Consider the following 15,982-nt stretch of genomic DNA (forward strand, 5'->3'; position numbering starts at 1 on the left):
AAACGTAAAATGAGTAAGCATATTTATCTGCACCCGGAGCCTTTTGTATTTGAAAATGGAAGAGAGCTTACTGATTTACAAATCAGTTATGAAACATTTGGCAAACCCAATGCAGATCGCAGTAATGTGATCTGGGTTTGCCATGCACTAACGGCCAATGCGGATGTACTGGATTGGTGGTCAGGTCTTTTTGGAACAGGTGAACTATTTGATTCAAACGATTATTTTATTATCTGCGCCAATGTCATCGGATCAGCATATAATAGCAGTAATCCGCTATCTATAAACCCTGCTACTGGACAACCTTACTACTTATCTTTTCCTGAATTTACAGTAAGGGATTTGGTCAAAGCCCATCAATTTCTTGCAGACCACCTGGATATCAAACAAATAGAGATCCTTATTGGGGGCTCATTGGGCGGTCAACAAGCATTGGAATGGGCCGTATCACGCAGTATAGCCATCAACCATCTAATCGTCGTTGGAACAAATGCCGTCCATTCAGCATGGGGTATTGCATTCAATGAAAGTCAACGTCTTGCCATTACTACTGATCGAACCTTTTATGCGAATCATCCCGATGGCGGAGCTAAGGGTTTAAAAGTTGCACGCGCTATGGCACTGTTGTCTTACCGCAACTATACAACGTATGCCAACACACAAAAGGAGTATGATAACGAAAAACTCGATCATTATAAAGCATCCTCCTATCAAAACTATCAGGGTGAAAAATTGGTAAAACGCTATAATGCGTACAGCTATTACTTCCTAACCAAAGCAATGGACAGCCATAATTTAGGTCGTGGAAGAAAATCTATCGAATCCGCTTTAGCGAGCATCGACTGTCCAACTTTAGTGCTGAGCGTCAATACAGATTTGTTGTTTCCTCCACAAGAGCAACAATTCATCGCTCAACATATTCCGAATGCCCACTATCAGGAGATCGAATCTACTTATGGCCACGATGGGTTTTTGATCGAAACAAAAAAACTCACGAAAATCATCAGCAGCTTTCTGCGGAAACAAAAAGAATACATCAACGAATTAGTATAAGAGAATAAATAATATATAAGAGAATTTAAGAAGAGATATGAGTAATAAATTAACAATAGGGATGTTTGGGTTTGGTGTAGTAGGCCAAGGTCTTTACGATATCATCAAAACCAAAAACCTTAATCTGGAAATCAAAAAATTTGTCATTAAAAACGGAGATAAAAAGCGCTCGCTACCAGCAGATCTATTTTCTACCGATGCCGAAACAATTTTAGGTGACCCAGAAATTAATACTGTTGTCGAACTAATAGATGATGCCGAAGCAGCCTATCAACTAACTGTTCGTGCCTTGAAATCGGGAAAAAATGTGGTATCTGCCAATAAAAAAAATGATTGCCAGCCATTTGGAAGAGCTGGTTGATATCCAACATGAATACGGCACCAGTTTATTGTATGAAGGTGCCGTTTGCGGAAGTATTCCCATTATACGGAATTTAGAAGAGTACTATGACAATGAATTACTTCATTCTGTCAGCGGTATTTTTAATGGATCTTCCAACTATATTTTATCTAAAGTTTTCAATGAAAACCAGCAATACACAGACGCTTTAAAGAAAGCGCAAGAACTTGGTTTTGCAGAAACAGATCCAACCCTTGATGTAGGTGGATTTGACCCAAAATTTAAAGTATGTATTGTTGCTTCCCATGCGTACGGAATCTATGTCAAACCAGACGATGTCTTTAATATTGGTATTGACAAATTGAGACAGCAAGATATTCGTTTTGCTAAAGAAAAGAACCTCAAGATCAAATTGATACCAACAGCAAAAGAGATCGACGGCAACAAAGTTGTACTTTATGTATTACCACGCCTAGTAGGCAAAGACAGCATGCTCTATAATGTGGAAAATGAGAACAATGGTGTATTGGTAAAAGCGGCCTTTGCAGACGAACAATTTTTCTATGGTAAAGGGGCCGGTGGCCACCCTACGGGTTCTGCTGTACTATCGGATATCGCTGCCCTTCGCTATGGATACCGTTATGAATATAAAAAACATTTAGAATCCAGCACATTAAATTATAGCCAAGATTATTTAATTAAGGTTTATTTGAGATACACAGATGATACGCTGATTGAAAAGTTAAATTTCAGTGAAATCACAGAACGATATTACGCACCAGATTTCAAATATGTCATAGGACATATTAATCTTCAACAAATCGCAGCTCACAAAGCCGATTTGGATCAAGAGGGCAATTTTATTGCTGAAATCGCGTAGGCAATCAACAAACCAACCTACCTTGAAAATAGCCCCGAATGGGGCTATTTTTTTATTGCTTAAATTTAGTTGCCTTTCAACTTGACATCTAAAATCCCACCTTCTACCAGGCGTTCAAAAGGAAGCTGCCAACCTTTCCACAGGCGGTTATTCAACCGAACCTGATCAACAATATAACTATTGGGTTGCTCCTTCTTCACCTGAATGATAAATTTATTTTTTCTTAATTTCTCCGGTAATTGTATCGTTACCCGATCAAAAAGTGGCGCGCCAATCTGAAGCGCGGGCTTCTCGGTGGTGAGACTTCGTACGTCGAATAGGCCGATACTCGACAAGACATACCATGCGCCAAGCTGTCCTTGGTCTTCGTCTTGTCCGTAGCCATAACCGTGTATTGCATCATTACCATAAAATTCATTGCAAATTGCCCGTACCCATTTCTGACTTAAATCAGGTCTACCAGAAAAATAGAATAACCAAGAGATATGCAGGTTCGGTTGATTACCATGATTATAAAGACTTTCAATCCCTGCGAAAGCGTCAATTTGTGTACCGCCTCCAAACACATTCTTCTGCGACACCGTAAAAATACTATCCAACCGCTGATTAAACAGATCCTTTCCAACCAGTTTAACCAATTCCTGTGGGGCATGCGGAACATAGAAGGTATACTGCCAAGCATTTCCCTCCTGAAATCCACGCCATGGTTCATAAGGGTTAAAGTTTGAAATAAATCGCCCAGTACTATCCTTTGGTCGCATAAACTTCGTCGTAGTATCGTACAGATTGCGCCATCCATCGGATAATCCCTGAAATTTAATGTAGTCTTTTTGGTGCCCCAATGATTTTGCAAACTGTGCGGCTGCAGCAGCAGAAAAAGCATATTCCAAGGTATGCGAAGCACCAAATGGAGATCCATTGGTCATTAATTCGGGACTACCATTATCATCTTTTATATAGGGTGAATAGCCCTTGCGAACGAAAACTCCTACATCTAACTTCCCCGCTCCAGGCAGACGGTCTTTCCCTTCCAATTCATTTTTGCGCACCGCAGCATAGGCAAGATTCACATCATAGTCACGAATACCCACATTATACGCCGCTGCAATTGCCAAACCTGTAAAATTAGTCCCTACACCCGAAACGTATTTACTGTTGGCAATACCGTCTCCTAACCAACCGGCATCGCGATAAACCAACAATTGACTCTGAATCCAGTCGTTGTAATAGTCCGGATAAGCAATGGACCATAACTGTGTCAAATTCCAAAATGCGCCCCAGATCGCATCGGTATTATAATGATGATGAATAGGTTGCCCCTGTTTATTTAGAGCAATCTGCCCTACCGAGCCATCATTTTTGGGATATGCACCATTGACGTCGCTTGCAAGCCCACGACCAAGTAAAGCATGATACAATCCAGTATAAAATTTAATGCGGTCGTCCACTTTCCCCCCTTCCACCAAAATTCTTCCCAGTTCACTATTCCAGGTTTGCAAGGCATTTTTCTTTGCCGTATCAAACGACATATCTTTTGCTTCTTTAAGCAAATTCAGTTGTGCATTTTCCACGGATGTATAAGACAAACCGGTCTTGACTTCGATAGATTCCCCTACCTGGGTATCAAATTTCAGGAACAAGCCAGCCCCTTTTCCCTTTATACGACTATGTTGATCGAAAGTTGTGGAATCTCTAAATGTCCCAAAAGATTTAGGCTGTTTGTTTATCTCCGCGAAGAAAAACATCTTAACGTGAGCACCCTGCTGATATTTTTGTACGTATACAGGGTTGGTAACCACATATCCCCAGACGCGCTTTTTGTCATAATTCACTTCAGCATCAACGACCGGGCCACTTTCCCCCATAACATGGCCAATATCGAAAATAAGGTTGGCTTCTTCAGTTTTTGGAAAAGTATACCGATGAAAACCGACGCGCTTGGTTGCAGTGAGCTCCGCAAGTATATTATAATCTTTTAACTTGACGCGGTAATAGCCAGAAGTAGCAAACTCATCTTTCTTATCGAAAGCAGAACGATAGCCGCTTTGTGGACGATCAAGTTGACCAGGAGTTGTCTTCAATTTTCCAACGGACGGTGCAAATACCACTCCGCCTACTTGGAATTCGTGAAAATTAGCGAATCCTTCTATTGACCCATGCCTATCATCGTACCCCACAGCTTCCCAGCCTGACTTGTTCCCATAGCTTCCATTTGTGCTCGGAGCGAGCTTAGCCATTCCAAAAGGCACTGCTGCTGGTGTATAAAAGAAATACCGGCTATGAACGGATCCAATATTAGGTTTTACAAAAACGGTCAGATCTGTTTTCTGCTGTGCGAAAACAGCTGCCGTACTAACAAATAAACTACAAAAATAATAAATGATACGCTTTACCATTGTTTTCAATTAGGTTCTACAGCAAACTTACAAAAAAATAGAGTATGTATAAACATGATATCTATTTTCTTACGCGATTTAAATACGAAAGCGGCCTCACCATACTGCCTAAATTTGTAAAATTTTAAATACTAACCAAATAAAACGTTATTAAAGCTTAAATAATGACATTTTTCCATAACTTTGATTGTACATACATACTAAAAACATAACCAGTAAATAAATTCAAAAAACACACATTGGACGGCTGATCTTCGATCAAAAGCCCTGAAGTAGATGAAAATTACAATAAAACCACAATGAAAAAAAAACACCCTATTTTTTAGTCTAATACTTCTGTTACTCGGAACCCAACTAGCTGCACAACAAACAAAACCCGACGGTATAACTCAACTTAAGTTGGCAAAAAGCATTCTCGCGGATCAAAACTTAAAATATGTCGACAGCCTTGCCCGAGAGGTCATCAAAGAAGGTTTCAATGCTGGAAGTGGCTATTCACAGATTTGGGCCAGGGATCTCAATACATTTATTGAAACCGCCTTGGAAGAGCGGTCCCAAGCGGACATTAGAGGGGCCATTTTAGTATTCTTTCAGATGCAACAGCCTAATGGTGAAATGGTAGACGGCTATGTCCTTAAGAAGGATTTTACCTGGCACGATGACACACCTTATTATTCAGAAAATGCGCCAGGCCATGTTGGATTTAAAAATACAGTAGAAACAGACCAGGAAACGTCACTCATCCAACTGCTCGGTAAATATATCCTGAAAACAAAGGATTACAGTATCCTGGAGGAGTCTATCGGTGGAATTTCTGTCAAAGATCGCATCCAACTCATGTTGGATTATTTGAAAAGAGAACGGTTCAACCACAAGTATCAATTGCTTTGGGGTGCGATGACGGCAGATTGGGGAGATGTACAACCCAACGATAGCTTTGGTTGTGACTGGAATGAGCTCTCCAATGAGGCGATCGATATTTATGACAATGCGATGTTTATTATTGCATTGCAGACATTGATTGATATTCAGCCCAACTCTCCGAAGGTGACAGAATGGAAGGGATTAAAAAAGAGTCTCGAAACAAACAGTAGACGTCATTTATGGGATAAGAAAAAACAAAAATTCATCCCTCATCTCTACCCTAAGACATCTCCTATCCCAAAAGGATTTGATGAAAATACGATTCATTATCATGGGGGCACCGCCATCGCGATAGAAGCCGGGTTACTTTCCCTTTCAGAAATAAAAACAGTTAATACGCAAATGCTGGAAAACGTGCGGTTATCTGGCATGCCGAGTATTGGATTGACCTTATACCCGACCTATCCGGTTGGATTTTTCATCGGAGGAATGGCTCAGCCTTACCAATACCAAAATGGTGGTGATTGGACTTGGTTCGGCGGACGGATGATCCAGCAACTCGTTTCAAACGGTTTTTATCAAGAAGCCTATGCAGAACTCCAACCGATGATCGATCGGGTTGTGAAAAACAAAGGATTTTACGAATGGTATGGTCAAAATAACATCCCTAGCGGATCAGGGAAATTCAAAGGTTCAGCAGGAGTGCTCAGTAAAGCAATAGCGCTCCTAGAAAGCTGGGCAGAAACTACCGTAGAAAAGAATCATTAAAAGAAAAGAATAAATAAATGAGCTATTCACACATCCTATTATCCATTCAAAAAGGATGTGTGAATTACTTAATAATCTCTTCTGCTTTCAACAGTATAGGTAAAACTTTCCGCACGGTAGAACCCTAAATTATATTCAATTGGCTTTCCAGATTGGTCAAATACGAACCGCTTGCGGGACAAAATAGGATCACCGATATTAATCTCCAATTTATCCGCTATAAATTTATTTGCAGCCATTGCATCCAACTCTTCCTGAGAAAGATCTGCAACGACATGATAATCGGCTTCTAAGATTTCATATAGAGGCCGCTTAAAATCTTCATCGCCGTTTAAACCTATACGTGGATGGAAATAAGAGATAAAATAAACAAATGGGTCATCTTTCTTTCCTCTCAGACGTTCTAGTTTTAACAGCTTCTGATCCTCATCTACATTAAAAAACTTCGAAACAGCTTTATCCGGAACAACCCAGCTGACGTGAAGTTCAAAATTCTTCACCTCAATCCCACGATTTTTCATCTCTTGTGAGAAACTCAACCAATTTTTGGATTTTGAACTGAATTTAGAACTAGCCACCTTCGTTCCTATCCCCTTCTTTCTAATTAGCAGCTCCTCATATACCAGTTTATTGATCGCTAAACGCAAAGTAGAACGGGAAATTGCCAATCTTTTTGCTAATTCAATTTCATTGGGTAATAATTTCCCTTCTATATATTCAGGCTGCTTAATTAATTCGCGTAACAAATTCTCAGCTTGTATATGCAGCGGAACAGGACTTTTATGATCTATTTTTAAATTCATCATTTGGATTGCTTGTGCTAAAATAAGATTTTTTGCATAATTAAAAAAATAGATATATGTTTGTATGTATATACATACTAATATAAACCGCAGATGTCAAAGAGATTTATCATCATTTTATGTATCGTTTCACTTGGAGGACTCCTTTTCGGTTTCGATATGGCTGTAATTGCAGGTGCTTTGCCGTTGGTGAAGCAATTTTTCGGGCTATCTCCTGCTCAAGAGGGCGTTTTTGTCAGTTCAGCTTTGCTAGGCTGTATTGTTGGTGTATTTTTCACAGGACCATTAACAGATAAATACGGCCGAAAACCAGCCTTTGTTACTGCGGCCCTGCTTTTTTTATTCTCAGCAATTGGCTGTGGATTCAGTCCTTCTTACAGCATATTGATTGTGAGTAGAAGCATTGGGGGCCTGGGTGTTGGAATAGCCTCAATTGTTGTGCCCTTATATCTCGCGGAAATATCGCCAAGCAAATTTAGAGGAAGATCAGTCACCTGTTACCAGCTCGCTATTACATTCGGTATCTTATTTGCCTATATCAGCAATTACCTGATTCTTGAATATACCTCCGCCCAGCAAAATGAACTGTGGCGAACTATGTTTTTAGTTGGCGCAATACCGGCTTTATTGTTATGCATTGGAGTTTACTTTATTCCTGAAAGTCCGCGTTGGCTTTCTAAAAATGGACGAGACACTGAAGTTGCAGCGATCAGTGCCACATTAGGACTATCGGATATACAAGAGGTCAGCCATGTTTCCTCGAAAGGAAATCTACGTGATCTGTTCTCTCCTATTTATCGCAAGGCCTTTCTATTGGGCTTATTCCTCCCTTTATTTTCACAGCTCAGTGGAATCAACGCAATTGTTTATTATGGTCCGAGCATATTGCTTGAATCAGGTATTTCATTAAACAATTCCTATCATGCCCAGTTATTCTTTGGAGCCGCCAATGTGCTATTTACTTTCTTCGCAATCTGGAAGGTTGATAATTGGGGCAGACGTCCCTTATATCTTTTGGGAACTGTGGGTGCTACCGTGAGTTTGCTGGTTACTGGTTATCTTTTTAATCAAGGTCAAGTCAATAATATCGCATTGATTATCGCGATACTTTCATTCTTATTTTTCTTTGCTTTTTCCATTGGCCCACTAAAATTTGTCGTCGCAGCCGAAATTTTCCCTAATGCCATCCGGGCTCGTGCCATGGGTATCAGTATTATGGTGATGTGGATTTCCGATGCGATCGTGGGGCAACTAACGCCTATTCTTCTCGCTTCCTGGGGCGCCCGCTATACGTTCTGGTTGTTTGCATTTTTCTGTGCCATCGCATTCCTTGTTGTACTTGGATTTCTTCCAGAAACGAAGGGCAAACCTTTGGAGGAGATCGAAAAATTCTGGATTGAAAAACACAACAAAAAATCAACAAACAAGTAAGCAAAAAGCTATTTACTTCAACATCATTCATTTGCAATAAAAAATTACATCAATATGTATTCTAATACTCAAACAAAACCTTTTCAGTACGAAATCGCACCGACGTTTCCAGTTCAAGGATCCTTATCAAATTCTTACCAAGATCTTGTTGCACATCTCATTACACATAATATACATAGCATTGATGGTTTTGTAGGTGTTAACTGGGACACAATCATCCCCAACCTGGAGCAAGAATTTGAAAAACAGGGCATAGCCACACGATTTATTGCGATGGATTCTGCCTTAAAATCGGAATCAGCCATCCAGGATATTGTCTCCCCCTACCTAGGCGGCAATGACCCATTGTTCGGAAAAAAGGCCGGGATTCAGCTCATTGAATACTTTGATACCGAAAAGCTAGCGGATTTTCAAACAATATTAGCGAACTCCAATTCAAAACAAGGTGAATATACCATCTTTTATGGTCCTGGCGCATCATTAGTCGATACGTCTAGTCAACTGATGTTTATTGATCTGCCCAAAAATGTGCTTATTCAACGCATGCGGGCGGGCGAAGCTTTAAATTTAGGCTGTTCAACACAAACCAATCAAAAGGAAACCTATAAGCGTTATTATTTTGTCGACTGGGAAATATTGAACCGACATAAAAGATCCATCTTGTCCCGTGTCGAAATTCTTGCCGATCAACAATCATCACACAACTTACCATGGATTACAGGGAAAGATCTACACAATACTTTGCAAGCCATGTCCAAAAATTACTTCCGCGTACGACCAACTTTTGAACCCGGAGTATGGGGTGGACAATGGATGAAAGAGCACCTTACAGGCATCGATCAGGATGTCAAAAACTATGCGTGGTCCTTCGAAATGATTGTCCCAGAAAATGGTATTTTGCTCGAAGCAGATGGACATACTCTCGAAATTTCATTCGATCAATTGATGTTTCAAGAAAGTGCCAATGTACTCGGTCATGCACAGCAACGTTTCGATGTTGAATTCCCAATACGCTTCAATTTCCTGGATACCTTTGATGGCGGCAACCTATCCATTCAATGTCACCCCAGTCCAGCTTATGCAAAAGCAGAATTTGGAGAAAACTTCACACAGGACGAATCATATTATATCGTTGATAGAAAAGAAGACGCGCAAGTGTATCTGGGCTTTCAGCAAACAATTGATGCAGACAAATTTCGCTCAGCTTTAGAAGAGAGCTTCCATAGCGGAATAGCTATGGATATCGAGCAATACGTTCAAAAATTCGAATCCAAGAAACACCAGTTATATTTGATTCCACATGGTACCGTACATTCTTCCGGCGTGAACAATCTCGTACTCGAAATCAGTGCAACACCTTATAATTATACCTTTAAAATGTACGACTGGGTGCGTCCCGATTTAGATGGGAAACCACGTCCATTAAATATCGATAGAGCATTCGCTAACCTCAATTTTAGCCGGAAAGGTGATGTCGTAAAAAACACACTGCTATCTCAGCCCAGTGAAAAAGTCCTTGATGCGCAAACAACAAGAATACATTTGCCAACGCATGAAGATCATTTCTACGATGTTTTTAGATACGAATTCGATCAGAATGTTTCGATTGAAACGCAGGGACAGTGTCATATCATGATGCTTGTCGAGGGCGAGGCAATTGAGCTGACGACAGCAAATGGCATGAAAAGGGTCTTCCATTATGCCGAGACTTTTGCCGTTCCTGCTGCTGCTGGGTCCTATACATTGCGTAATTTAGGAAACGGTAAGGCCAAGGTTATCCAATCTTTTGTCAAAGAATCCAAATGTTAATTAAACCATTTATTATAAACAAACAGCACAATGAGAACTATATTTTTTGCATTATCTTCATCGCTCCTATTACTGTCCTGCCAAAACGCGGGCAGTAAAGTTTCTACGAACAATTTACAAGACAGCATCCAAAAAGATAGCAGTTTCCATATTGTCAAAGATATGGCTACGAACATCATCAAAAGCGGATTCAATGCGGGGGATGGATACAGTGAGGTATGGATTAGAGATTACAACACATTTATCACCTTAGCAACAAAAGTACATCCCCATGAACAGATCAAAGATCAATTGGCTTTGTTCTTTAAACTACAAGGTTCTGATGGTAATATTGCCGACGGTTTTGTCAAAAAGTCCAGCTTAAAAAATGGCGTATCGGACTATTACACAATCACCAGCTCCTTGGCTCCTGATTATGCTGCACATAAAAACACCGTTGAAACAGACCAGGAATCTTCTTTAATTCAAGCGGTACACAAATATATCGTTGCTACTAAAGACAAAGCTTTTCTCAATGAAAAAATTGGTGATGCAACTGTAAAGGATCGCATGGAACATGCTTTGCAATTTTTATTGGACAAACGTTATAATGATACTTATGGTTTACTTTGGGGTGCAACCACGGTTGATTGGGGCGACGTTCAACCCGAGCATGACTGGGGTGTACATCTAGATGAAAATTCGCATATTGCTTTGGACATCTACGACAATGCGATGTTTTTGATCGCCCTTGACAACTACATGGATCTACTTCCTGAGAAAAAAGAAAAATGGGAAAAAATCAGAGCTTCCATAGCAAGTAACACCATGAAACACCTTTGGGATGAAAAGAACCAAAAGTTTATTCCCCATATTTATATCAAAGGCTCTCCATTTGCAGCTGATTTTGATGAAAATCAAATCTATTATCATGGAGGAACAGCTATCGCTATTGAGGCAAATTTACTCAGCAAAGAGCAAATAAAAGTTTCATTGGATAAAATGATTAAAAATGTAAAAGACGCTGGTGCGGCAACAATTGGACTCACCGTGTACCCAACTTATCCTGCAGGTTCATTTAAAAACAAGGGCATGTATCCGTATGGTTATCAAAATGGTGGGGACTGGACCTGGTTCGGTGGGCGTATGATTCAGCAGCTCGTTAAAAATGGTTTTCAACAGGAAGCTTATGAACAAATACAGCCGATGCTTGCCCGTGTTATCAAAAATAAAGGTTTTTATGAATGGTACACAAAAGATAATAAACCAGAAGGTTCAGGAACTTTTAGAGGTGAAGCAGGTGTGCTTTACGATGCTATCGAATTACTAGAACATGCTGGCACGAAATAAAAACAGCTTATCGCGATGTAAAAAGAGCAGCAGGAAATTTGCAGTGCCCCCAAAAAGTTAGACACTTTCTGGGGGCATTTTTTCTGAAAGTGTCTAATCTTATTGGCCAGAAAGAACCTTCAGTTTGCTTTCATTGCTGTTGATGTCTACGAAGTCATGAAGGTTTTATTTGAAATCGTCACCTTAGCATTCCTATTTTATATTACGCTAAAGCCTTTTCCGCATTCTCCTTTGTATAGTCGTTTCCTATCCGCTAAAATATCCTGTTTATTTTCCTTAAATTACTTGTCCTTCTCGCTCAATCGTTAAATTGTACAAGAGCATTCCATTTGGATCGCGGATTTTCATCGTGTAGCCAACAGGTCCAATAACAGCTTAAAACCTAATTGTATCGGTTTCAATAAAAGGCAAACTATAATTACCGGTATCTGCCTTAATCTTAGCATTCAACTGCTTTATTGCGACGACTTCCTGATTTACCGTCTTATAAAGATAGACGTTCTTTAAACTCGGAAGCTCGTTCAGTTTTGATAGACCTTTTGATGTAACTTTTGTGCCTGTCAGATTCAAATACGTTAATTTTGACAGGCCTTTCAGCTGGCTCAATCCAGCATCGGAAATTTTTGTATTTTCCAGATGCAGACGGGAAAGAATGGGCATTGCCGAAAATGTTGAAAAAGCAAGATCTGTAACAGCCGTATTTCCTAATTTCAGCTGTACAATATTATCCTTAATGGCTAACAATTCCTGTAGGTCCCTATCATTAAATTGAGGATAATTAATCGCATTAACCAACACGAAGTTATTATCTCTTGCAACTTGGATGATCTTAATACCCTTAGCCTGCCAAGCATCAACTTTATCTTTTGGCAAAGCTGGTGCTGCTGGTAGATCAGCATACAATACAGCAGACTCCTCTTTTTCCCCTGTTTCCAATTTTTTCAACAAATGAGCTATTTCCTCTGTTTGTGGTATTTCATGCACTTTTTTATCAAAATTGGCTCCTTGGTCAATCCACCAGGCAATCAGTTTTATCTGATCAGCGGTTATCGGTGTACGACCTTTAGGTGGCATACGTTTCTTATGTCCCTCGGGCAACACCAATCGGGCATATAATTCACTCTTTTTCGAATCATTTGCATTTAGTACTGTGCCGTTCTCTCCTCCTTTTAACAAATTCTCTTTTGTATCCAGTGCCAGCCCCCCTTCCTGCTTTCTTTGCCCGTGGCAGCTTTGACAACGCTGTTTTAGAATAGGTTGAATAATTCCCTTATAGGCTTCTGCTTCCTGCGCATTTTGAACGATAAGAACCTCCTCTTTATCTTCTTCCGCTTTAAACAGCTTTTTAAGTGCTACTGGCATAGCTTCCACAAAGTAACCCTTTCCATGTGTCAGTGTTCCACCGTAGTGTCCAGTCACCCCAATTAAGAGCACCAGGATGAAAAAAAGCCAAAAGCGAAATGCACCAGAAGATTCTTTACGATAAAGAAACCAAAGCCATAAACTACTGATAGCCACGGCAATTCCCAGCCATTTGTGATAGCTCAGGACATCCTCCTCATAACCTCCATTTCGTGAAAGCAGATAACCCGATAAAGCAGCTACTATAGCAGCGATAGTCCCTAGGAATAAGGAGAGCTTAATAGCAGGCAAATACATATCACCGCCTTTAAACCGAGTCCTAATTGCCATAACAAAAGCCAACAATAATATGCCGATCGGTAAATGGACCAAAAGCGGGTGAAATCGTCCCAAAAAGCCCAATAATTCATCAAAGAAAACTATCATTCTTTATATCTGTCTTTGAGTAAATGCAACATATAAACATTGATTGACCATTGATCGGCCACCGGTTGTTGTGTAAATGGTAATGTGGGTAAATAACCCGCTGGACCAAACTCGGTCGTTATGGTCAATAACTTCACCCCATTTTCCTTGTGCTTAGCAACAACTTTATCCCACCAGGTCAAATGTTGTGCAACGATACTCTTCCATTCAGGAGCCGCGGGGTCATTGACTTGTGGTCCTTCAGGATGCCCAATTCGTGCATGAATGTGCTCCGTTCTGGAAAGTGCTTTTGTTACAGCCTCGGGCTGATCAGAAAGCATTGATTCATGCACATTGCACCAATGCGAGATATCCAATGCAAGTTGTAAGGTCGGAATCTTCTCTAAATATTCTTTTGTCACATGAGCTGCAAAACTAAATCTTCCGCGATGAGTCTCATGATAAACGGGGATGTGGTACTTATTTTTAGCCGCATCGGCAAGCTCAATCAATGTTTTATTCTGCTCAAACGAGTAATAATCTTTACCTGTATGGCAATTGATATAATCGGGTTTCAGCTGTGCTGCTTCATCCAAATTACGCTTAAAACTTTGTTTATATTCCTCGTAAGTTCCGCCCGATCCGCCTGAAAGCAATCCTAAACTCAATCCATATTTATGTAATGCATCAATCATCTCCTTGCGCTCATTTGGACTACCGGGTAACCAGGATTCAACACCATCGTAACCAGCATTTTTCACCCGGAGACAGAATGTATCCCAAGAATCGCTATTTCCCCAATTGGTGCAATAATATTTGATGTGTAACTGCTGGGCAGTCATGGATAGAAAACTGCTCATAAATAAAATTAATACTAGAAATTGTTTCATGTTTTTAAATTATAGCTTGAATAAGTTCACCCTCCACATCTGTCAATCGGAATGGCCTTCCTTGAAAATCGTATGTAAATTTCTCATGATCAAAACCCAAAAGGTGGAGCATGGTCGCATGGACATCGTGTACAGAACTGCGCCCTTCTACCCCAGCGAACCCAATATCATCGGTTTGACCGTAACTTATACCATTACGAACTCCCCCGCCCGCCATCCAGATGGTATAGGCGTCGGTATGATGATCTCGTCCCAGGAATGGCATATCGCTGTTGTCCCTATTTTCTTGCATCGGTGTGCGTCCAAATTCCCCGCCCCACACAACTAGTGTTTCTTCCAGCAAACCACGTTGTTTGAGATCCATAATCAATGCGGTCATTGGTCGATCTATCTCCCGGCATTTATTTCTAAAGCCAAGATCAATCGAATCTGCGGGATTTGTACCGTGACTGTCCCAACCCCAATCAAATAACTGCACGAATCGTACCCCCTGTTCTACAAGTTTTCGAGCCAAAAGGCAATTATTGGCAAACGATTCTTTACCCGGCTCAGTTCCATACAATTCGTGAATATACGCAGGTTCATTATTGATGTCCATCACTTCAGGAACTGCAACCTGCATTTTATAAGCCATCTCATATTGTGCAATCCGCGACAAGGTTTCTGGGTCTTTAAAGGTATCGTATTCTGTTTTGTTGACATTATTTATGGCATCAATCAAATCACGCTTCATATCCCTTCCCATCCCTTCAGGATCGGCAATATACAATACGGGATCACCCTTTGAACGACATTGAACGCCTTGGTATACGGACGGTAAAAATCCACTTCCCCAGACACTTTTTCCTGCATCCGGTGTTTTACCTCCCGATGTTAACACAACAAATCCGGGTAAATTGCTATTTTCAGATCCCAGACCGTAAGTTACCCATGAACCAATGCTTGGCCGGCCGAGACGGGCACTTCCCGTATGCATAAACAATTGCGCTGGACCGTGATTGAACTGATCGGTATGCACGGCCTTCAGAAAACTCACTTCATCAACAACTTTACTAAAGTGAGGCAAATGATCTGATACCCAAGCCCCACTTGCTCCATATTGTTTAAAAGTAGCCTGTGGCCCTAACATTTTTGGAACCCCACGAATAAAGGCAAATTTCTTTCCTGCGAGCAAGGATTCCGGGCAAGGTTGATTATGTAATTTCTGCAATGCAGGCTTGTAATCAAATAACTCCAATTGCGACGGAGCGCCGGCCATATGCAGATAAATTACGCTTTTAGCCTTACCTGGGAAATGAGGAGGCTTGGGTACCAGCGGATTGAGTGCATTCAGATCCAACTTTTCTGCTGATTTTGACTGTCCCCATCCATTACAACTCGTCAACAAACTCCCTAAAGCAATACCTCCGATACCTGCCACACAGTCCTTTAAAAAATGTCTCCTTGTGACAGCCTGCAATTCAAATTGTTGCGCTTCTTTTATTAGCTTATTTAGATCTTTCATCTGACTATCATTACGTATGAACGGTCTGTGTCACTAAATTTTTAGTCCGCAGCTTTAGCTCATTTCGGTTTATATTCTTATTATTTCATAGGCCTTATCCTTCTTAACAAGAGACTTCGTTTTCATACGAAAAGCCCTTATCCAGAAG

The 15,982-nt window shown here is 40.6% G+C and carries 10 protein-coding genes and 1 pseudogene; 6 read left to right on the forward strand and 5 right to left on the reverse strand.

Annotated features, from left to right (window positions below):
- The first annotated feature begins 9 nt into the window (after positions 1-9).
- Both BV902_RS18345 and BV902_RS18350 read left to right on the forward strand, forming a co-directional pair.
- Positions 10-1,053: a homoserine O-acetyltransferase family protein gene (locus BV902_RS18345; RefSeq protein WP_075993186.1), complete on the forward strand. Its 1,044-nt coding sequence runs from the start codon at positions 10-12 to the stop codon at positions 1,051-1,053.
- Positions 1,054-1,090: 37 nt separating this feature from the next.
- Positions 1,091-2,273, forward strand: a pseudogene (locus BV902_RS18350) (homoserine dehydrogenase).
- A gap of 65 nt (positions 2,274-2,338) precedes the next feature.
- On the opposite strand, the gene BV902_RS18355 reads toward BV902_RS18350, so the two are convergent.
- A complete protein-coding gene (locus tag BV902_RS18355) occupies positions 2,339-4,669 on the reverse strand; it encodes a GH92 family glycosyl hydrolase (protein WP_075993187.1) in 2,331 nt (776 codons plus the stop codon).
- A 399-nt stretch (positions 4,670-5,068) separates the two neighbouring features.
- Here BV902_RS18355 and BV902_RS18360 point away from each other — a divergent pair, with 399 nt between their 5' ends.
- Positions 5,069-6,301: a hypothetical protein gene (locus BV902_RS18360; protein ID WP_216640376.1), complete on the forward strand. Its 1,233-nt coding sequence runs from the start codon at positions 5,069-5,071 to the stop codon at positions 6,299-6,301.
- Between the two features lie 68 nt (positions 6,302-6,369).
- Here BV902_RS18360 and BV902_RS18365 read toward each other — a convergent pair whose 3' ends face one another.
- On the reverse strand, positions 6,370-7,107 hold the full coding sequence (locus BV902_RS18365) for a GntR family transcriptional regulator (protein WP_232475551.1): 738 nt from the start codon (positions 7,105-7,107) through the stop codon (positions 6,370-6,372).
- A gap of 90 nt (positions 7,108-7,197) precedes the next feature.
- On the opposite strand from BV902_RS18365, the gene BV902_RS18370 reads away from it, so the two are divergent.
- The 3 genes from BV902_RS18370 to BV902_RS18380 are packed head-to-tail and all read left to right on the forward strand — an operon-like array spanning position 7,198 to position 11,673.
- Positions 7,198-8,535 carry a sugar porter family MFS transporter gene (locus BV902_RS18370; protein WP_075993189.1) on the forward strand — a complete coding sequence of 446 codons (1,338 nt, stop codon included), beginning with the start codon at positions 7,198-7,200 and terminating at the stop codon, positions 8,533-8,535.
- A 54-nt stretch (positions 8,536-8,589) separates the two neighbouring features.
- On the forward strand, positions 8,590-10,344 hold the full coding sequence (locus tag BV902_RS18375) for a class I mannose-6-phosphate isomerase (RefSeq protein ID WP_075993190.1): 1,755 nt from the start codon (positions 8,590-8,592) through the stop codon (positions 10,342-10,344).
- Between the two features lie 30 nt (positions 10,345-10,374).
- Positions 10,375-11,673 carry an amylo-alpha-1,6-glucosidase gene (locus BV902_RS18380; protein ID WP_075993191.1) on the forward strand — a complete coding sequence of 433 codons (1,299 nt, stop codon included), beginning with the start codon at positions 10,375-10,377 and terminating at the stop codon, positions 11,671-11,673.
- A gap of 375 nt (positions 11,674-12,048) precedes the next feature.
- Here BV902_RS18380 and BV902_RS18385 read toward each other — a convergent pair whose 3' ends face one another.
- The 3 genes from BV902_RS18385 to BV902_RS18395 are packed head-to-tail and all read right to left on the reverse strand — an operon-like array spanning position 12,049 to position 15,834.
- Positions 12,049-13,461 carry a c-type cytochrome domain-containing protein gene (locus BV902_RS18385; RefSeq protein ID WP_237241716.1) on the reverse strand — a complete coding sequence of 471 codons (1,413 nt, stop codon included), beginning with the start codon at positions 13,459-13,461 and terminating at the stop codon, positions 12,049-12,051.
- Positions 13,458-14,330, reverse strand: coding sequence for a sugar phosphate isomerase/epimerase family protein (locus BV902_RS18390; RefSeq protein ID WP_075993192.1), 873 nt, complete (start codon positions 14,328-14,330; stop codon positions 13,458-13,460). Before BV902_RS18390 ends, BV902_RS18385 begins: the two co-directional genes overlap by 4 nt.
- Before the next feature lie 4 nt (positions 14,331-14,334).
- Entirely contained in the window at positions 14,335-15,834 is a 1,500-nt protein-coding gene (locus tag BV902_RS18395) for a DUF1501 domain-containing protein (protein WP_075993193.1), read from the reverse strand.
- Positions 15,835-15,982 lie beyond the last annotated feature (148 nt).

The organism is Sphingobacterium sp. B29 (assembly GCF_001952815.1).
Lineage (GTDB): Bacteria > Bacteroidota > Bacteroidia > Sphingobacteriales > Sphingobacteriaceae > Sphingobacterium > Sphingobacterium siyangense.

Coding starts and splice junctions, on each gene's coding strand:
- BV902_RS18355 (WP_075993187.1), bottom strand. CDS start 4,669: ATGGTAAAGCGTATCATTTATTATTTTTGTAGTTTATTTGTTAGTACG.
- BV902_RS18345 (WP_075993186.1), top strand. CDS start 10: ATGAGTAAGCATATTTATCTGCACCCGGAGCCTTTTGTATTTGAAAAT.
- BV902_RS18390 (WP_075993192.1), bottom strand. CDS start 14,330: ATGAAACAATTTCTAGTATTAATTTTATTTATGAGCAGTTTTCTATCC.
- BV902_RS18375 (WP_075993190.1), top strand. CDS start 8,590: ATGTATTCTAATACTCAAACAAAACCTTTTCAGTACGAAATCGCACCG.
- BV902_RS18365 (WP_232475551.1), bottom strand. CDS start 7,107: ATGATGAATTTAAAAATAGATCATAAAAGTCCTGTTCCGCTGCATATA.
- BV902_RS18395 (WP_075993193.1), bottom strand. CDS start 15,834: ATGAAAGATCTAAATAAGCTAATAAAAGAAGCGCAACAATTTGAATTG.
- BV902_RS18380 (WP_075993191.1), top strand. CDS start 10,375: ATGAGAACTATATTTTTTGCATTATCTTCATCGCTCCTATTACTGTCC.
- BV902_RS18370 (WP_075993189.1), top strand. CDS start 7,198: ATGTCAAAGAGATTTATCATCATTTTATGTATCGTTTCACTTGGAGGA.
- BV902_RS18385 (WP_237241716.1), bottom strand. CDS start 13,461: ATGATAGTTTTCTTTGATGAATTATTGGGCTTTTTGGGACGATTTCAC.